The sequence below is a fragment of the Pseudomonas sp. 18.1.10 genome (assembly GCF_024655625.1).
Lineage (GTDB): Bacteria > Pseudomonadota > Gammaproteobacteria > Pseudomonadales > Pseudomonadaceae > Aquipseudomonas.
Genome location: NZ_JANLGL010000109.1, coordinates 1 through 19,307, shown reverse-complemented (window position 1 = coordinate 19,307; position 19,307 = coordinate 1). Strand labels below are relative to the sequence as shown.

At 61.7% G+C, this 19,307-nt stretch carries 14 protein-coding genes; 7 read left to right on the top strand and 7 right to left on the bottom strand.

Going from position 1 to position 19,307, the window contains the following annotated elements; all coding sequences use genetic code 11:
- Positions 1-88: 88 nt before the first annotated feature.
- The gene (locus NUV89_RS18270; RefSeq protein WP_257782404.1) at positions 89-760 is read right to left on the bottom strand and encodes a LuxR C-terminal-related transcriptional regulator; all 672 of its coding nucleotides are present in this window, start codon (positions 758-760) and stop codon (positions 89-91) included.
- 224 nt (positions 761-984) lie between these two features.
- The gene (locus tag NUV89_RS18265; RefSeq protein WP_257782403.1) at positions 985-2,229 is read right to left on the bottom strand and encodes a methionine gamma-lyase; all 1,245 of its coding nucleotides are present in this window, start codon (positions 2,227-2,229) and stop codon (positions 985-987) included.
- Positions 2,230-2,352: 123 nt separating this feature from the next.
- Here NUV89_RS18265 and NUV89_RS18260 point away from each other — a divergent pair, with 123 nt between their 5' ends.
- From NUV89_RS18260 to NUV89_RS18240, 5 genes are all read left to right on the top strand, one after another.
- On the top strand, positions 2,353-2,823 hold the full coding sequence (locus tag NUV89_RS18260; RefSeq protein WP_017739424.1) for an Lrp/AsnC family transcriptional regulator: 471 nt from the start codon (positions 2,353-2,355) through the stop codon (positions 2,821-2,823).
- A gap of 164 nt (positions 2,824-2,987) precedes the next feature.
- Positions 2,988-4,025 carry an isopenicillin N synthase family oxygenase gene (locus NUV89_RS18255; protein WP_257782402.1) on the top strand — a complete coding sequence of 346 codons (1,038 nt, stop codon included), beginning with the start codon at positions 2,988-2,990 and terminating at the stop codon, positions 4,023-4,025.
- Between the two features lie 14 nt (positions 4,026-4,039).
- Positions 4,040-4,834, top strand: a complete 795-nt coding sequence (locus tag NUV89_RS18250; RefSeq protein WP_257782401.1) for a MetQ/NlpA family ABC transporter substrate-binding protein — start codon at positions 4,040-4,042, stop codon at positions 4,832-4,834.
- Positions 4,831-5,577 (top strand): methionine ABC transporter ATP-binding protein, encoded by a 747-nt coding sequence (locus NUV89_RS18245; protein WP_257782400.1) that lies wholly within the window; start codon positions 4,831-4,833, stop codon positions 5,575-5,577. Before NUV89_RS18250 ends, NUV89_RS18245 begins: the two co-directional genes overlap by 4 nt.
- Positions 5,574-6,239 carry a methionine ABC transporter permease gene (locus NUV89_RS18240; RefSeq protein WP_207042385.1) on the top strand — a complete coding sequence of 222 codons (666 nt, stop codon included), beginning with the start codon at positions 5,574-5,576 and terminating at the stop codon, positions 6,237-6,239. Before NUV89_RS18245 ends, NUV89_RS18240 begins: the two co-directional genes overlap by 4 nt.
- Here NUV89_RS18240 and NUV89_RS18235 read toward each other — a convergent pair.
- Positions 6,145-7,641 (bottom strand): PLP-dependent aminotransferase family protein, encoded by a 1,497-nt coding sequence (locus NUV89_RS18235; protein WP_257782399.1) that lies wholly within the window; start codon positions 7,639-7,641, stop codon positions 6,145-6,147. The two genes, NUV89_RS18240 and NUV89_RS18235, sit on opposite strands and share 95 nt — an antisense overlap.
- A gap of 124 nt (positions 7,642-7,765) precedes the next feature.
- On the opposite strand from NUV89_RS18235, the gene NUV89_RS18230 reads away from it, so the two are divergent.
- Both NUV89_RS18230 and NUV89_RS18225 read left to right on the top strand, forming a co-directional pair.
- Positions 7,766-8,398, top strand: coding sequence for a LysE family translocator (locus NUV89_RS18230; RefSeq protein ID WP_257782398.1), 633 nt, complete (start codon positions 7,766-7,768; stop codon positions 8,396-8,398).
- Positions 8,399-8,480: 82 nt separating this feature from the next.
- Entirely contained in the window at positions 8,481-9,539 is a 1,059-nt protein-coding gene (locus tag NUV89_RS18225; protein ID WP_257782397.1) for a diguanylate cyclase, read from the top strand.
- A gap of 9 nt (positions 9,540-9,548) precedes the next feature.
- Here NUV89_RS18225 and NUV89_RS18220 read toward each other — a convergent pair whose 3' ends face one another.
- The 4 genes from NUV89_RS18220 to NUV89_RS18205 form a co-directional block, all read right to left on the bottom strand.
- Entirely contained in the window at positions 9,549-9,965 is a 417-nt protein-coding gene (locus NUV89_RS18220) for a hypothetical protein (RefSeq protein ID WP_257782396.1), read from the bottom strand.
- A 9-nt stretch (positions 9,966-9,974) separates the two neighbouring features.
- Entirely contained in the window at positions 9,975-14,780 is a 4,806-nt protein-coding gene (locus NUV89_RS18215; protein ID WP_257782405.1) for an RHS repeat-associated core domain-containing protein, read from the bottom strand.
- A 134-nt stretch (positions 14,781-14,914) separates the two neighbouring features.
- The gene (locus tag NUV89_RS18210) at positions 14,915-17,998 is read right to left on the bottom strand and encodes an efflux RND transporter permease subunit (RefSeq protein WP_257782395.1); all 3,084 of its coding nucleotides are present in this window, start codon (positions 17,996-17,998) and stop codon (positions 14,915-14,917) included.
- Between the two features lie 2 nt (positions 17,999-18,000).
- On the bottom strand, positions 18,001-19,107 hold the full coding sequence (locus NUV89_RS18205) for an efflux RND transporter periplasmic adaptor subunit (protein ID WP_257782394.1): 1,107 nt from the start codon (positions 19,105-19,107) through the stop codon (positions 18,001-18,003).
- Positions 19,108-19,307 lie beyond the last annotated feature (200 nt).

The window sequence follows — 19,307 nt, the reverse complement described above, 5'->3', positions numbered from 1 at the left end:
AGCCAATGCATCAGGTGACTGATTCACCGCTTTCGCGAGCAAGCCCGCTCCCACACAAGCCAGTTCCTACAGTTAGAACTGTGTTGGCCTAAAGGCTGGCGGTGTCTTCCGTTGCATACATCCACCGCAACAACGAATGCCGCCCACTGATCCCCAGCTTGATCGACGCGCGCTTGAGGTAGCTTTCGATGGTGTTGACCTTCAGCGCCAACTGCTCCGCCAGCTCCGGCGCGGTGCGCCCCGCCAGCAGGCCGACGCACACTTCCAGTTCGCGCCTGGACAGGGTCAGCCCCGATTGCACCAGGCGTTCCTCAATGCGCCGGCGCAGGGTTTCGATGCCCTGGTTCTGCGCCATCACCGAATCGGTGTCGAGCCGGCAGGGCTGGATCGCGGCGATGTGTTTTTCCACCATGGGCAGCAGCAGGGTGGAGAAGTCCTGCAGCATGCTGCGTTCCTGGGGCGAGAAATTCTCCGAGGGGTGCGAGCGGTACACCGAGAGTACGTAGCGCACATCGTCCTTGTGGCGCGTGAGGTGCAATTGGGCGGCGGGTTGTTCGTCACCCATGACCGCCACCGAGTCGGTGTAGACCGGGCTGATCGCGCGGCGGGTGTGCCCTTCGGAGCTGACCCGCAGCTGCGTGATATGGGTAGCGTCCACGGCCAGTTGAGTGAGGATCAGGTCATGCAGCATGCGTGGGAAATGGCGACTTCCGGTGCTGGCGATGACCTTGCCTATATGTGGGAACAGGTGTGAGTTCATCTGCTTCGTCCATGAGTTTCGAGTGCAGGTATTCAGCCATGACGCGACGGGAATCAACTAATGCGAATACCCCACGGTGAGAGCGCTTCCCGTCGAGAGGTATGCTAGTACAGCGGGGCGGCGGGAAGGGGATCCAATCCGGATTAATCTAGATTAAAACTGCATAACGGTAGTCGGAGCGATCCGACCACCGATGTAGGAAAGAATAACGTCGAACCTAGGGCTTATTTCAGCGCGTGCTCCGCCCTGGCGGCGTGGCGCGGTGCCGTGCGCGTGCTTTTGGCCAGCGCCTGGTGCACATCCGCCAACAGATCGGCGACATCCTCCAGGCCCACCGACAACCGTACCAGCCCTTCGCTGATGCCGTGGTGCGCGCGCTGCTCCGGGGTGTAGGTGGAATGGGTCATGCTGGCCGGGTGTTGGGCCAGCGACTCGGCGTCCCCCAGGCTGACGGCGCGGGTGAACAGTTGCAGCGCGTTCATGAAGCGGCGCCCGCTGTCGATGCCACCCTTGAGTTCGAAGGCGATCATGCCGCCAGGCATTTTCATCTGGCGCTGTGCCAATTCGTATTGTGGGAAAGATCGCAGGCCGGGGTAGGTCACCCACTGCACGGCCGGGTGGGCCTGCAAGGCTTCGGCCACGGCCTGGGCATTGGCGCAATGGCGGTCCATGCGCAGGGCCAGGGTCTTGAGGCCGCGCATCAGCAAGGACGCATCCTGCGGCGACATCACCGCGCCGGTCAGGTCCTTGAGCCCTTGCAGGCGGATGCGTTGCGCCAGGGCGTGGCTGCTCACGGCGATGCCGGCGGTGATATCGCCGTGCCCGCTGAGGTACTTGGTGGCCGAGTGCACCACCACATCCGCGCCCAGTTCCAGCGGGCGTTGCAGGTACGGCGTGCAGTAGGTGTTATCGACCACCACGGTGATATTCGGCTGGGCGTGGGCCAGGGCGGCCACGGCGGCGATATCCACCAGTTGCAGGTTGGGGTTGGCCGGGGTTTCGCAGTAGATCATGCGGGTGGCGGGGCTGAGGGCCGCCCGCAAGGCGGCGAGGTCAGTCAAGTCGACGTGCCGCACCTTGATGCCGAACTCCGCAATGCCATGGTGCAGCAGGGCGAAGGTGCAGCCGTACAGGGTCTGGCTGACGATCACTTCGTCGCCGGGGCGCAGCAAGGTCCAGAACGTCGCGGCAATCGCGCCCATGCCGGAACTGAACGCCACGGCGGCTTCGCCGTTTTCCAGGGTGGCCATGCGCGATTCCAGCAGGGCCAGGGTCGGGTTGGAAATGCGTGTGTAGAAGTGCCCGTTTTCCTCGCCGGCGAAGCAGGCAGCGCCGTATTCGGCGGTAGGAAAGGCGAACGTGGCGGACAGATAAATAGGCGGCACGAGGGCGCCGTGGTGGTCCTGGGGGTCATAGCCGTGATGGATGGCGCGGGTGGAAAAGCCGAATGCATTGTGTTTATTGTTCATGTCGGACGCTCCTTATTTCCTACAATGCTATGCTCATAACCACAGATGAACCTTGCAAAGTTTGCTGACATTTCCCACGCCAGTGAACGAAAAGCCCATAAAAATAATGATTAGAGGCACGTTATGCCCGTAAGCCTGGACCGTACCGACAAAGCCCTGTTAAACGCGCTGCAAGGCAATGCCCGCCTGACGGTGGCCGAGCTGGCCGACCGCGTCTCCCTGACCACCTCGCCGTGCTGGCGCCGGGTGCGCAACCTGGAGGAGAGCGGGGTAATCAGTGGCTACCAGGCGATCCTGTCGCCCAAGGCGCTGGGGTATGGGGTGACCGCGTTTGTGAACATCATGATGGAGAGCCACACCCAGGAAATCGCCCGCGCGTTTGAACAGCGTTTGCTGGAGATCCCGGAAATTGTGGCGTGCCATAACGTGTCGGGGCGCTATGACTTCTTGCTGGAAGTGGTGGCCAAGGACCTGGAGTCATTTGGCGAGTTTGCGCGGGAGGTGTTGCAGACGCTGCCGTGTGTCAAGGAGATCTATTCGAGTTTTTCGTATAAGTCGGTAAGGCCGTTGCGGGTGATTCCGTTGCCGGGCTGAAGGCTGCAAACCGGAGTGCTTTTCTGTGGGAGCTGGCTCCCACACTTTGACCGAGTTCGGGCACAGGGCAGCTTAAGCTAATGCCAAAAAGGTATTTATTACGTTTTTTTAAGATCATTTAGATTGGTGACTCCAACCCAAGACGTTTATGGAGTGAGCCGCCGATGTCGCAGCTTCAGTCAATCACCACCTTGCCGCTGCTCGACTTGTCACGGCTCGACGCCGGCCCGCAACCACGCCAGCAGTTTCTCGACGAGCTGCGTTTTGCCGCGCGGCATATCGGCTTTTTCTACCTCACCGGCCACGGCATCGACCCGGCGCTGCTCGCCCAGGTGCAGCAGCAGGCGCGGGCATTTTTTGCCTTGCCCGACGCCGATAAGCTTGCCGTCGGCATGATTAATTCCGCGCATTTTCGCGGCTACAACCGCGCTGCCTCGGAGATCACCCGCGGCCAGCCAGACCTGCGCGAACAGTTCGACGTGGGTGCCGAGCGCGAGCCGCTGAATGTGCAACAACACCCCGCCGCCTGGGCCCGCCTGCAAGGCCCCAACCTGTGGCCGCAGGCGTTGCCCGACCTCAAGCCGTTGGTGCTCGCCTGGCAGCAGGCAATGACGCAAATGGCCCTGCGCCTGTTGCGCGCGTTTGCCCAGGCCTTGTCTCTGCCGGAAAACGCCTTCGACGCGCTGTACGGCGATAAACCCAACGAACATATCAAGCTGATCCGCTACCCCGGCCGCCATGCGCAGCAGAGCCGCCAAGGCGTCGGCGCGCACAAGGATTCCGGTTTCTTGAGCTTCCTGCTGCAAGACCAGCAAGCCGGCTTGCAGGTGGAAGTGGAAGAAGGCCGCTGGATCGATGCGTCGCCGCGCCCCGACACGCTGGTGGTGAATATCGGCGAATTGCTGGAGCTGGCCAGCAACGGTTACCTGCGCGCTACCGTGCACCGTGTGGTCTCGCCACCGGTAGGCAGCGAGCGCTTGTCCCTCGCGTTTTTCCTCGGCGCGCAGCTGGACGCGGTGGTGCCGGTGTACCAACTCGCCCCCGAGCTGCTGCGCGATGCCCACGGCCCCGAAAGCGATCCGCGCAACCCGCTGCTGCGTGACGTCGGTTGGAATTACCTGAAAGGCCGCCTGCGCTCGCACCCCGATGTCGCCCAACGTTTCTACGCCGACGCCACACTTCCCCAAGCACTGTCCGCCTGATCTGGAGTTCACCCATGTTGAAGAAATCCGCCCTTACCCTGGCAGTGTTGCTGGCTTCATTCAGCGTGTCGGCGGCCGATGCCTTGCGCGTCGCCGCCGACCCGATTCCCCACGCGCAGATCCTCGAATTCGTACAGAAACTCGACCCGGACCTGAAGCTGAAAATCATCGAGATCCCCAGCGGCGTGAACTCCAATGAGTTGCTGGCCCATGGTGACGTGGACGCCAATTACTTCCAGCATCTGCCGTACCTGGCCTCTCAGGAGCAAGCCCTCGGGCAGAAGTTCACCGTGGCCGCCACGGTGCACATCGAGCCGCTGGGCATTTACTCGCGCCGCCACAAGAGCTTCGACCAGGTGCCGGACAAAGGCACCGTCGCCGTGCCAAACAACGTCACCAACCTGAGCCGTGCCCTGTACCTGTTGCAAGCCAATGGCTTGATTAAGCTCAAGCCGGGTTTCAACGATGCGGCCAAGGACCAGGCCACGCCCAAGGACATCGCCGAAAACCCCAAGCACTTGAAGATCCTTGAAATCGAATCGCCGCAGATCCCCCGCGCCCTGGATGATGTGGACCTGGCGGTAATCAACGGCAACTTCGCCCTGGAAGCCGGCCTGGAGCCGGCCAAGGATGCGTTGGGCCTGGAAGCGGCGAAGGGCAACCCCTACGCGAATATCCTGGTGACCACGCCGAAACTGGCGCAAGACCCGCGCATCGAACAATTGGCCAAGGACCTGCGCTCGCCGCAGGTGGCCAAGTTCATCAGCGAAAAATACGCAGGCTCCGTAATCCCGGTGGCGGTCGAATGATCGCTGTCGAGGGTGTCAGCAAAACCTACGCCGACGGCCAGCCGCCGGCGTTGGACAACGTCTCGCTGCACATCGCCGAAGGCTCGATCTTTGGCATTGTCGGGCGCAGCGGTGCGGGCAAAAGTACCTTGTTGCGCTGCCTCAACCTGCTGGAACGGCCCACCAGCGGGCGCATCCTGCTGGACGGCCGGGACCTCACGCAACTCACCGGCAAGGCCCTGCGCGAGCAACGCCAGCGCATTGGCATGATCTTCCAGGGCTTCAACCTCCTGCATTCGCGCAATGTGGCGGATAACGTCGCGGTGCCGCTGGAGATCGGCAACGTGCCCAAGGCCGAGCGCGCGGCGCGGGTCGCCGAGTTGTTGGCGTTGGTGGGGTTGAGTGATAAGGCGCAGGCGTTTCCTTCGCAGCTGTCGGGCGGGCAGAAACAACGCGTAGGCATCGCCCGTGCATTGGCGGCGCGGCCGGCGTATTTGCTGTCGGATGAAGCCACCAGTGCGCTGGACCCGGAAACCACGGCGTCGATCCTTGAGCTGTTGCGCGACATCAACCGCAAACTGGGGGTGACCATTGTGCTGATTACCCACGAGCTGGAGGTGGTCAAGGCGATTTGCGACAGCGCGGTGTCCCTGGCCGATGGTCGCGTGGTGGAAAGCGGCACGCTGGTGCAACTGCAAGCCGATCCGGCCTCGCGCCTCGGTCGTTCGCTGGCCCCCAGCCTGCAAGTGGTGAGGGCGGTATGAAGACCGATTGGAGTGACATCCTGCAACTGCTGCTCAACGCCACCGGTGAGACCCTGTACATGGTGCTGCTGGCCGGGTTGTTTACCCTATTGATCGGCTTGCCGCTGGGCGTTTTGCTGTTTATCAGCCGACGCGGCGGGCTGTTGCCATTGCCACGCCTCAACCGTGGGCTGGGCGCGGTGATTAACCTGGGGCGCTCGCTGCCGTTTGTGGTGATGCTGATCGCGTTGATCCCGCTGACACGCCTGATCGTCGGCACCACGTTGGGCAGCACCGCCGCCGTGGTGCCTATCACCATTGGCGCGTTTCCGTTTTTTGCGCGCATCGTCGAAACCGCGCTGGACGAAGTGGACAAGGGCCGCATCGAGGCCATCGTGGCCATGGGCGGCGATATCCGCCATGTGATCCTCAAGGTGCTGCTGCCCGAAGCCCTGCCGGCGCTGGTGGCCGGGGTGACGTTGACCCTGGTGATGCTGATCGGTTTTTCGTCGATGGCCGGGGTGATTGGCGGCGGTGGGCTGGGCGACCTGGCGATTCGCTACGGCTACCAGCGCTTCAACAACGAGATCATGGTGGTGACGGTGGTTGTGCTGGTGCTGCTGGTGCAGGGCGTGCAGAGCCTGGGGGATCGCTGCGTGCGCTCGCTGGCCCATCGCCGCTAGCGCGGTGCTTGCGCAGCAGCGCTTCGAACACCTGATGCACCTGTGGTGCATCACTGTGGGCCACATTGAAGCGCATCGCCTCCGGCAGGGCCGGGTCGTAGCCAAACAGCGTGCCCGGCGCCAGCACCATGCCTTGCTTCAAGGCATCCTGGGCCAATAGCTCGCCGTTCACCCCTGGCGGCAGGTGCGCCCAGATAAACATCCCGCCTTCATAGCCCATCGGCAACACGCAACCGCAACGCTTGAGCCATTGTTCGACGCGCCCGCCAGCCTCCATCAAGCGCTGCTGCATGCGCTTGCGATGCTTGGCGTAACTGCCTTCGCTGAGCATGCGGTACACCACCTGTTCAAACAGCTCCGAGGTGATGCCGCCGCTCATCAGCTTCATGTTGGTCAGGTTGGCGGCCAGTTGCGGCGCGGCCACCACGTAGCTGACGCGGGTGTTGGCGCTGAGGATCTTGGAGAAACCCGCCAGGTAAGTGACCTGATCGAGGCCGGCGAGGGCGGCCAGGCGCGGTGGCGGGTTGGGGTGCAGGTCGCCGTAGAGGTCATCCTCGATGATGTGGCACTGGTACTGGCGGGTCAGTTGCAGCAGCCGAAACGCCTGGCCGGGGCTGAACGAATGCCCGGTCGGGTTATGCAGCACGCCGGTGGTGAGGTACAGGCTGGGGCGATGTTCGGCCAGCAGCTGTTCGAGGGCGACAAAGTCGAAACCGTCGGGGCGCCGCTCGAGGGTCAGCACCTTGACGCCGTGGAGGGCGAGGTTGGCGTGGAAGTTGAAGTAGCACGGCGCATCGAGCAACACGCTGTCGCCGGGGCGGGCGAGCAGGCGCATGAGCATGTCGAGGCCCTGCACGGTGTTGGGGGTGGTGATGATTTGCTCCACCGGTACCGACAAGCCTTCGCCGTGCAACTTTTGCTGCAAGGCCTGGCGCAGCGGCAACAGCCCGGCCGGCGTGCCCAGCCCGGCGATGCGCAATGACGGCGCGCGCACCACGCTGCGCAGGGTTTGGCGGATGGCGTCGCTGTCCAGCCAGTCTTCCGGCAAGTGCCCGCCACCGGGGCGCAGGTCGCCGTAGACGGTAGCCAGGGGCCGGCGCAGGACGCTGAGCAGGTCCTGGGGCAGCAATTCGACCCAGGCCGATGACGCCGGGCGCGCGCTGTCCACCGCGACGAAATAGCCACGGCCCTGGCTGGACGTCAGCAGGTTGCGCCCGCGCAGGCGGTCGAGGGCTTCATTGAGGGTGAACTTGCTCACGCCCAATGTCTGGCCCAGTTCCCGCACGGACGGCAACTTGCTGCCCGGCGCCCACTCGCCATTCTCGATGGCCTGGCTGAATGCCTCGACGATCTGTTGCACCTTGGGTGTGCCTGGTACAAAAGCGATGGCGGAGACGAACATGGGGCTTCCTTATCTTTGCCGGTGATTTTACCGGTGAAGTTCGGGCGGATTAGGCCGCACTTTACCTGCCTTGCGCAAGGCCACTTGCCTAGACTGCGAGCCTTCTCCTTCAAGGTCCACGGCCATGACCAGCGCATTGACGCTTTCCTCGTTTCTCTACTTCCTACTGTTTTGCGCGACCCTGACCTTCAGCCCCGGCCCCATGACCATGCTGCTGTTGAGCCTGGGCTTGAAGGACGGCCTGCGCCGATCGATCCCGGCGCAGATCGGCGCCAGTGTGTCGTACCTGGTATCCATCCTGATCTTTGCCGTGGGCTTTTCGGAGTTGATAAAGGGCAATGTCGCGATTACCCAGGGTATTCAGTGGGTCGGCGTGGCCTACATCCTTTACCTCGCCTACAAACAGTGGACCAGCAGCGGTGTGCCAACCGACAAGGCCGGTGCCGTGGAGGGCGCGCGCAGCCTGTTCGGCAAGGGCTTGCTTACGGGGTTTTCCAACCCCAAGGCGATCATCATGTTCAGCGCCGTGTTCCCACAGTTTGCCGGGGCAGGGGAGCACAACTCGGCGTCGGACATCGCCATCCTTGGCCTGACCTTCCTGGTGCTGCAGTTTGCCAGTGGCTGCCTGTACTGCTATTTCGGCCAGCGCATCAAGCATGTGCTGGACAACCCCGCGCGGCGCGTGCTGCTGCAACGGGTCACGGCGGTGCTGCTGCTGGGAGTTGCCTTGATGCTGGCGCGGGGCTTTTCCCACTGAAGGCCCTGAGCTTATGAGCGGTAGTGGCGATTTGCCGTTGCCCTGATAGACTCCGAGCATCACCTCAGGATCGCACACCACCATGGCAGCCGTCGGAGGAAAGGGACTTCCGCTCGCTTCGCGCTTGTACAAATCCCGCACCCTGGGGCTGACACTCGGCTTTGTGTGCGTGGCCTTTGCGATGTACCCGCTGAACCCGCACCCCTGGGTGTGGGCGCTGATGCTGACCAACGCCTTCATCTGGCCGCACGTGGCCTTCCTGATCTCGCGACGCTGCGAGCATGCATTGCGCAGCGAGCGGCGCAATTTGCTCATCGACTCTTTCTGCGGCGGCTTCTGGGTCGGCGCCATGCACTTCAACCCGCTGCCCGCCGTGACCACCCTGTCGATGATGACCATGAACAACGTCGCCATCGGCGGGCTGCGCTTCATGCTCGCCGGTTGGCTCGCCCAAGGCCTCGGTATCGGCACCGCATTGCTGGTATTTGCCCCGGCGTTTATCGGCGTGACCACCCAGGCGCAGCTTTACGCCTGCCTGCCAATCCTGATGGTGTACCCCCTGGCCCTCGGCTGGATCTGCTACCGCCAGGCCGTCACCCTGGCCTCGCACAAACGCGAACTGCTGGCCCTGAGCCGCACCGACAGCCTGTCCGGCCTGCTTAACCACGGTGCGTGGAAAGACCAACTGGAACTCGAATTCCAACGCTGCCGCCGCGGCCACACCGGCGCCGCCATCGCCCTGATCGACATCGACCACTTCAAGACCATCAACGACACCTACGGCCACGTCACCGGCGACATCGTCCTACGCCGGCTGAGCAAAGTCCTGCGCCAGAACCTGCGCGCCACCGACCTGGCCGGGCGCTACGGCGGGGATGAATTCTGCGTGATCCTGCCGGACATGCCCCTCAACCACGCCACGGAAGTGATGGATGCGTTGCGGGATCGCTTCAATGCCTTGGCGTATGCGCAGGACCCGACGTTGCGTGCGAGCTTGAGCATTGGGTTGGCGCCGTACCAACTGGGGCATGTGGATGCCACCAGTTGGTTGAATGATGCGGATTTGGCGTTGTATGAGGCGAAGAGTGGGGGGCGGAATCGGGTGAGTTCGGTGCAGGTTGGTTGGTTGAGGTCGGTGTAGGGCGTGTAGCTACCACGTTGACTGATCTTCGAGGCTGGCTTTTTGGAGGTCGTCTTTCCAGACCTCATTGGCGAGTCGGTAGATGTCGGCGAAGAAACCTCGGGGGTCGGTTATTTCGGTTTCGTCCCAAGCCATAGTTATGTATTCGTCATGATCGCTTTCGAATTCTTTCGCGAAGTCAAAGTCTGGTACGTTTAATGCATTTTTTAGCATTGAAATCAATACAAATCTGTGCCTGTAAGAAAGGTACATAAGTTCTTCCAAGATGAATTCTTTTACTATTATTTCTCTGTCGGTAGGGCTGTTGGGGTCAAACTTCCATAGTGCTTCCCCTTTGGTTTCTTCAAGGTCATATATTGATAGTGCTGCCAAAATGTAAGAGATTTTTGGCGTGAACGGGGCATCTATAAAGGGTGATTTCAGCATCGTAATTGCTCAATATGGAAATGCAGTAAATGGGCGGGTTTTGTCGTTTTTGTCAAACCTAACTTCGACGTGATCCATGTTCTCTATGTACTTTGGGTTGTCTTTGTCTTTCTTGTTAGGTTTGTATCCGTGGCCAGCACCGGGCATTTCCATCTTGATTACCGGGTTGCCGGACGGATCGTGCCCCGTGTATGACGGATTGCCGTCCTGCATTTTGTGGATGGCTTTGTTGAGCGCGTGGAGTTGCATTTTCCAACTTTTGAATTGTGAGCTGGAGTTTACTTTTCCCTTTTTTCCATTAGCTGGGTTAGTGCCATCTATTGAACGTTTTTGCATTGCTGTACTTGGTATCTCCTTGCCGTGCTTGGCGACAGTGTGCATGTCGTATTTTTCCTCTAATTCCAGTACCCGTCTTTTGGCGTTTGCTTCGGTTAAATCCTCTATTCGCGCTCGTCGTTCGTCCCGCGCTGGTTTAGGTATCGCGGGTTGTCTCTCATCAACCCTTGCCCTTTCATTTGGGGCTTCGAGCCCTGCTTTTGGCTTACATCCGTCGGAACCAGGGCAGGTGCTTAACCCCAGCGGATCCACCCACCCCGTAGGATTAGGCACATACCTATACCCATTGATCCCCCCCGCCAACTTCACCGGGTCCGGCGTCAGGTAGCGACCAATATCCGGATTGTAGTAGCGATGCCGGTTGTAGTGCAGCCCACTTTCCTGATCGAAGTATTGGCCTTGGAAACGCAGCGGGTTGTCGATTGCTCCGACGTCGAGGCGGGTGATTTCGCCGTAGGCGCGGTAGTGGGCGGACCAGACGATTTCGCCGTCGGGGCTTGTCAGTTCCTGGGGTGTGCCGAGGTGGTCCAGTTGGTAGTGGTAGGGCTGGGCGGCGTTGGGGCCGAAGCCTTCCAGCAGGGCCAGCGGGCGGAAGCTGTTGGGTTCGTAGAGATAGCTGCGATGGCGATCCGCATGGTGTTCGGCTATTAGTTTGTCGCCTTGCCAGAAGAACTCGGTCGTCAGGCCGTCAACGGTTTTGCTGATGCGTCGGCCAAACGGGTCGTAGCGGTAGCTGGCGGTTTGTCCGTTCGGTTGAGTAACGCCGATCAGCCGATGCTGGCAGTCATAGCGGTATTCGGTGACGAGTTGGTGGCCTTTGCCGCGTCGCTCCTGGATCAGGTTGCCGAACGCGTCATAGTCGTAGTGCCGGTCCCCCTGGATCATCAACCGATTGCCCGCGACGATGTCCGGGCCGGGGCGGTTTTGCATGAGCAGGTTGCCCGCCGGGTCGTGGGAAAAACGCTCCTGGTGATCTTGGGAATGGTCGGCGCGGGTCAGGCGATTTAACGGGTCGTAGCTGTAGTGGTGTTCGCCTTTGCGGGTGTCGAGGATGCGGGTCAGGTTGCCGGTTTTGTCGTAGTCGTACTGACGGCGATAGAGGTGGTTTTGCTGTTGGGTAACGGTATGGGCGTGCAGCCGTTGCTGGTCGTCGTGGTGGTAGTGGCTGAGCAGTTGGCCTTGTTGGCGCTGGTGTTCCTGGCCGGCTTTGAACAAGTGCGAGGTGAGGGGTTCGCCGTTGAGTTCGACGGTGGCGAGGTGGCCGCCTTTGCCGTGGTTGAAGGTGATGCGGTTGTTGTCGGGCAGGCGCAGGTGTTGCAGCTGGCCGCAGGCGTCGTAGCCGTAGCGCAAGGTGCCCCAGCCTTGGTGTTCGGCGGTGAGGCGGTTTTGTCGGTCGTATTCGTAGGCCAATGACCAGTGGCCGTCTTCGACGCCGAGGAGGTTGCCTTGGCGGTCGTAGGTGTAATCGACGGTGCTACTGTCGGGCAGGGTTTTTCGTACGAGGCGGCCGGCGAAGTCGCGCTCGTAGCGGGTGACGAGCTGACTGCTGTCATCGCCGTATTCGGTCTTTTCCTGCAGGTTGCCGTTGAGGTCGTAGACGTAGGACGTGCGCTGGCCGTCGAAGCCGGTTTCCTGTTGGATCAGGCCGTTGGGGTGGTACTGCAACCCATAGATTTCGCCGACTTCGTTTTCGATTTCGGTCAGCAGTAAGCGCACGTTGTCGTAGCGGTATTTGACCTGGGTGCCGTCGGCGTTAATCCGCCGGCTGATGAGGTGTAGGCCATCGGCGTATTCATAGCGGGTAACGTGACCCAGCTCATCCCGCTCGGAGGTGATTTTTCCGTAGGCGTTGTAGCTGTATTTACGTGTATCGCCGCTGGGCAGGACGATCTGGATCAAGCGACCGGCGTTGTTCCACTCGTATTGAGTGAGTGCGCCATGTTCATCCTCGTGCGTGGTCCGCCGCCCGAGGTCGTCATAGCGATAGCGCTTGATACCGCCATTGGGCAACTGCTCCTCAACCAACTGGCCGCGTTCATTCCACACCAGCCGGTGGCAGCTGTGATCGGGATACCAAACCCCCGTCAGTTGCCCATATTGGTTGTAGCTGTAGTCCGTGACATTGCCGTCTGGATCCGTCCTGCGCGTGACATCGCCCTCATCATTGCGCTCGTACTTCCAGACCGCCTCGCCACGCCTTACAACCCGTACGAAGCCGTTGTCATGCTCGTAGGACGTCGGCTCATCATCCCCCGGAAACAGCGCCACCAAGCGTCCGGCGTCGTCGTACTGATACGCCGTCACTGCCCCCAGCGGGTCTTGCTCGACCGTCAGCCGGCCTTTGTCGTCATAGGATTTGATGTGCGTAGCGCCATCGGGATCAACCCGCTGCACCAACCGCGCCCGCTGGTCGTGGACGTAAACCTCCTGGCTACCATCGGCGTTAAACACCGTGACCCGCCCGTCGTCCTCCCAGGTATAGCGCGTGTCCATCTGCGCAAAACTCGCCCAATGCCGGACGCATCGCGCGGCCTTGCCAGACCGTTCCCACTCCCAGAAGAAGCTCGCCCCACCGGCCAAGCCACGCTCAAGAATCACGTGCTGATCGTCGTAGCGATAAACCTCGCTTTCGCCTACGGCATTGGTCGCCGACACCAACCGGCCAAGGTCGTCGTAGGCGTAGGAAACAACGCTGTACTCGGTTACCCAGACGTAGGGATCAGAACCCTCGGCCCGCTGAATCTGGTAATCCACTGCCACGATACGATCGGCCGAATAACGCAAAAACAGTGAACGCCCGACACCGTTGTCCAGCCGCTCGATGCGCCCCAGCAGGTCCCGGAAAATGCGCAGCCGGTTGTCATACGCATCGCTGATGGCTGTCAGCAAACCTTCTTGAAAGTGGTAGAAACGCGACGCCTGCGCCAGTACCAACTCGTCAGGCAAAGTACCGAGATAAATGGCCGCTTCGGCCAGGCTATTGGTGATGGCCGGCCGAGAAATCGTAGGCAAGGGAAAAACCGTCGAGCGGTTTTCATGATCCGTCCACACCACCGAATCGCCCGAAACAGCAAGCCTGTGGGCCAGCGCATGACTCCAGCCAAACCCCAACCCACACTCCACGTCCACCGCACTGGTGCGGTACAACCGCGTCCACTCGAACGGCAGAATCCCGTCCAACGTACCGTCAGTGAGGGTGAGCAATTCCTCGCCGGTGACCATCGACACCGGGCAACCGTTGGTGGCGGTCTTGTCCGCAGGAGCGGCCGCATCAGCGTTGGCATTTCTGCCCGAAGCAGGCACATCATCGACAGGCTCGTGCTTCACCAGCACGGTCTGCTGTCGACCCTTGCCCCGCACCAGCGGCACAGGGTTCGAAACCAGTTGATCCCCAGCCTTCAACGGCACATCCGGGATCATCTTGATCGCCGTCGCCGGCCCTCCCAGCAACAACGGCTTCGACACCTCGACATGCGCGTCCAGCTTCGGCCCCGCCAGTTGCTTGGCCAACAACGCCAACCACTGCCGCGCGCGCTCGGACTTCATAGCGCGCAACACATGCGCCCCTAGTTGCAACGCAACTCCCATCGCGGCGCCTACCCTTATCAGCAGCAAGGCAATCAACACCTCACTGGTGATTTCTCCCATCAGCTCGCTGACTTCCTGCGGTGGCAGCATGCGCATCCAGCTGACCATCGCCGACACATAGATGAACAACAGCGGCTCATCACTGAGCACCAGCAAACCGTTGGCCAGGCTGTCCTTGCCCAGTGCCAGCAGCGCGTCGAGCTCGGTTTGGGAGAGGTACTGCAACAGCTTTTCGCTGTTGGGCTTGATATCAGCCAACAGCTCATACAGTTGTGGGATGTTGTCCCACAGGTTGTAGAGCGTCTTACCCATGCCAGCCAGAAACGCTGCTTCCTCCAGCCTGCGTCGCTGCAGCGGGCTGGCATCGGTGTAGGTTTTCCACTGCGCCTGGAAGGTATTCGTCCACGCTTCACGTAGGCGCACTTCCAGCTCGGCAATCACCGATTGGTAGGACGCATACAGCGCCTTGACGTGATCTTGGGAAACGTTGGGGTAGAAATTGATCCGGTACTGCTGGTTGCGCTCACACTCGGTGATTTCGAGGGTGCCGCTCGGCCCGATGGTCTTGTGAATAGGCTCGCCCAGCGGGCCGCCATGGGGATCGACGCGTTGCAGCACCACCGGCGTGTTGCCGATGGGCACAAAGCGCGTGCTCTGAAACATGTGCACCAGGGTCAACGTGCCATTGGCCTGGCAGGTGGCGACGGTGCTGCTGGGTATGATCGAGCGGTTGACGGGCGCGACCAGCGCCACTTCATCGCCGACTTTGAACACCTGCTCGACATCCAGCGCCGCAGCGCTCCAGAAGCGTTGCGCCCAGTCGTCAAAGGTGTTCAGGCATTCGCGAAAATCGCGCAAGACACCTTCGGCGTCGACCGTCTTCGCGTCCATTGGGGTCAGGGCCAGCCTGCCAATGGCCGGGTTCACGACAGTGTCCCTACAACATGAAAGTCCATCTGCAATCCCTCGCACTGTGAAATCAGGCGAGGGACTTTGCAGAGGTTTTCAGGGTGGGGGAGTAGAGCTTATCCGGCGCTTACGTGGGACGTTTCGACAACTCGCGTCTTCTCTCGCCCCAGCACCAAGCTGCACAGCGCCGGCAGAAACAGCAGCGTCAACAAGGTGCCCACCAGCACTCCGCCAATCAGCACGTAGGCCAGGGACGACCAGAATACCGACAACGTCAACGGGATAAACGCCAGCGCCGCCGCCAGCGCGGTGAGGATGACCGGGCGTGCGCGGCGGACCGTGGCTTCCACAATCGCCGCGCGGATGGCCATGCCGTGTTCCTGGTTCTGGCGGATCTGGTCGGTGAAGATCAGCGTGTTGCGCATCAGGATCCCGCCAATCCCGATCAGCCCCAGGATCGCGTTGAAGCCGAACGGCTGGTTGAACAGCAGCAAGGTCGGCACCGCGCCAATCAAGCCCAGGGGCGCGGTGGCGAAGACCATGAACATCACGCCAAACGAGCGCACCTGGAACATGATTACCGTGAGTGTCAGCAGGATCATGATCGGGAACAGCGCCGCCAGTGCGACGTTGGCCTTGGCGCTTTCTTCAACCGGGCCGCCGATGTCGATCCGATAGCCGGCGGGCAGCGTTGCGAGCAGGGGTTGCAGGTCTTTGTACACGGCCATTTCCACATCGGGTGGCTGCACGCCGTCGATGATGTCGGCGCGCACTTCCACGGTGGCCGCGCGGTTGCGGCGTTTGAGGATCGGCTCCTCCATCACCGCCTGGAAGTGGCCGACCTGGGCCAGCGGCACCGCCGAGCCGGTGCTGTTGGTGAGCGTCATGTTGTGGAGGTTGCCGAGGTTTTCGCGCTGGCTGCCCTGGGCGCGGGCGACCACCGACACGGTGCGGTTGCCTTCGCGCACTTCGGTGATGGGGTTGCCGCTGAGCAGGGCGTTGAGCTGGGATTTGACCTCGTTGGGGGTAAACCCCAGCAGGCGCAGGCGGTCTTGATCCAGCACCAGGCGGTAGCCGCTGGTGCGCTCGCCCCAATCGAGGAAGGCGTCCTTGGTGAGCGTGTTCGCGGCGACGACTGTGCGCACGTCTTCAGCGACGCCGCGCAGTACGTCCACATTGGGCCCGGAAACGCGGAACACCACCGGGAACGGCACGGGCGGGCCGAACAGTAATTGCGTCACCCGCACACGGGCAGCAGGGAATTCTCCCGCTGCTATTCGCTCGCGCATGCGTAGTTTCAAGGCGTCACGGGCGTGGGAATCCGCCGTTTGTACGATCAACTTGGCAAATGCCGGGTCAGGCAATTCCGGGTTCAACGACAGAAAAAAACGTGGCGCGCCGCCGCCCACGTAGGTATCCACCAGGGTGGTTTGCGGTTCTTGCAGCAGGGCCTTTTCCAGCTGCGCAGCGACCATTTCGGTGCTTTTGAACGCACTGCCGGGCGGCATATACACCTCAAGAATCAGCTCGGAGCGGTCGGAGTTGGGGAAGAACTGCTTCTTCACCAGCCCCATGCCCAACCCGCACAGCACAAACGCCGCCACCACCAAGCCGGTCACCAACCAGCGCCGCCGCACACAGGCTTCGACCACGCCGCGCAGCTTCTGGTAATACCGCCCGGCGTAAATTGCGTCGTGCCCGCCGGGCACCGGTTTGATCTGCGGCAGCAGTTTCACCCCCAGATACGGCGTGAAGACCACCGCCACCAGCCAGGATGAAATCAGCGCAAAACCGACGATCCAGAAGATATTGCCGGCATATTCCCCAGCCCCCGAACGGGCAAAACCCACCGGCAGAAAGCCGATGATGGTCACCAGCGTACCGGTCAGCATCGGCGCCGCCGTGGAGCGCCAGGCGAAGGTGGCGGCGTGAATGCGGTCAAAGCCTTCTTCCAGTTTCACCACCATCATCTCGATGGCGATGATCGCGTCGTCCACCAGCAAACCCAGGGAAATAATCAGCGCGCCCAAGGTAATGCGGTCGAACTCGCGACCGCTGAGCAGCATGATTACAAACACAATCGACAGGGTCAGCGGCACGGCCGCCGCCACCACCAGCCCCACGCGAAAGCCCAGGGCCAGCAGGCTAATCAGCATGACCACCGCGAGGGCGACAAAGAATTTCAACATGAATTCGTTGACCGCCAGGCGGATGTTTTTCGCCTGGTCGGAGACCTTGGCGAAGTTCACGCCCAAGGGCAGGTCAGCGTGGATTCTGGCTTCCTCGGCCTTGAGGCTGTTGTCCAGCTCCAGGCCGTTCCAGTGCTTTTCCATGATTACGCCGAGCATCAGCGCCGGGTCGCCCTGGTGGCGGATGCGGTAGCTGGGCGGGTCTTCATAGCCACGGCTGACGGTGGCCACATCGGCGATGCGCATGACGCGGCCGCTGACTTCCAGCGGCACGTTTTCGATCAGCGCCAGGCTGTCGAAGGCGCCGTCGATGCGGATATAGGCGCGGGCGCCGGCCGTCTCGACAAATCCCGACGGCGCCACGGCGTTTTGCGCGGCCAGTGCGGCAAAAATCTGCTCCGGCTTGATGCCGAGCGTCGCCAGGCGCTCGTAGGAAAACTCGACAAACACCCGCTGCGCTTGCTCGCCGAGGATATTCACCTTCTTGACGCCTGGCAGATTGAGCAAGCCCTGGCGCAGTTCTTCGGCCATCTGCACCTGTTGGCGGTGGGGCAAATGTTCGGCTTCCAGTGCGTACAAGGCGAAGTACACGTCGGAATATTCATCGTTGAAGAAGGGGCCGATCACGCCTTTGGGCAGTTTCGCGGCTTCATCGCTGAGCTTTTTGCGGGTCTGGTAGAACAGGTCCTGGATCTCGCCGGGGCGCGTGGACTCCTTGAAGGTCATGCGCATCGACACGAAGCCCGGCTGGGCGATGGTTTCGACGCGGTCGTAGTCGTCCAGTTCCTGCAGGCGTTTTTCCAGGCGGTCGGCCACCTGTTCCTGCATTTCCTGGGCGGTGGCGCCGGGCCAGGCGGCGGTGATGGTCATGACCTTGACGGTAAACGACGGGTCTTCCGCGCGGCCCAGTTTGCCGAACGAGAAGACCCCGGCGGCGAGGATCGCGAGGATCAGGAACAGGGTGACCGCGCGGTGCTTGACTGCCAGTTCAGAGAGGTTGATACCGCGCATGTTCAGTGGTCCTGCTTGCGGTTGAGGGCCAGTGCCTGGGCGGGCAGCAGGCGTACCGCATCACCGCTGTGCAGCAGATGGGCGCCGAGGGCGACGATGAGTTGGCCAGGGGCCACGCCGCTGTCGAGCAGGGCGTCTTCCTGGCCGAGGCTGACGACATTGACCGGGGCGAAGCTGACGCGGTCGTCGGTGCCGATCAGCCACACGCCGGGGCCTTGCCCCGCATCCTGCAAGGCGCCGATGGGCACGCGGGTGTGCTGGGCCTGGCCGTTGCCTTGCAGGCGCACGGTGATGGTCGAACCGAGGGCGAAGCGCTCGACGGCGCCATGCAACACGTAGCGGGCGCGGTAGGTGCGGGTGGTGGGGTCGGCGCTGGCGGACAGTTCGCGCAGGGTGGCGGTCACCGCTTGATCCGGCGCACCGAAGGGGAAGGCCAGGGCGCGTTGCGAGGCTTGGTCGCGCCTGTTTTCCGGCAGGTTGACGATGGCTTCGCGGGCGCCGTCATGGGCCAGGCGGGCGACGACTTGACCTTCGGCGACCACTTGGCCGCGCTCTACCCGCACGTCGGTGATGATGCCGTCGCCGTCGGCCTTGAGCACGGAGTAGGTGCGGCGGTTTTCGATCTGGCTGGCATCGGATTGCGCGGCGGCCAACTCAGCTTCGGCGACCCGCAGGTTGGTGGCCGACTGGTCGAAGATCTGCCGAGACACCGCGCCCGTGTTGGCCAGGCGCTGGTAGCGGTTTGCGTCGTCACGGCGCTGGCGCAGTTGGGCCTGGGCGGCGTTGACACGGTTTTTCGCCGAGCGCAGGGCCAGTTCGAAGTCGCCGATGTCCAGCACCAGCAAGGTGTCGCCACGGGAGACGTGCTGGCCGGGGTCGACCTTGCGCTCGATGACTTTGCCGCTGACGCGGAAGCCCAGGTCACTTTCCGTACGCGCCGCGACCACGCCGGTGTAGGCGTTTTGCTGGGTGCGGGCGGCTTCGACCTTGGCCGCGAGCACCGGGCGTGGTTGGGGGGCTTGGGCGGCGGTGTCGGCCTGGCTGTTGCAGCCGCTGAGGAGGATCAACAGGGCCAGGGGGGTGAGAAGGCGCAGGGGAGAAGGGTGCATGGCGGGCTCCGGGGGTATTACAGAAAATTATACTAGTAATATTTTGCTAAATATTATGATCGAAATAAAAATTAAGCCAGCCTCTTTTATCTGTATGCAGCCCAGTCATCGGAAACGATTGGGATCGAGTGTGGAAGCTGGTTTGTGTGGGAGCGGGCTTGCTCGCGAATGCGGTGCATCAGTCAGAACATCAGTGGCTG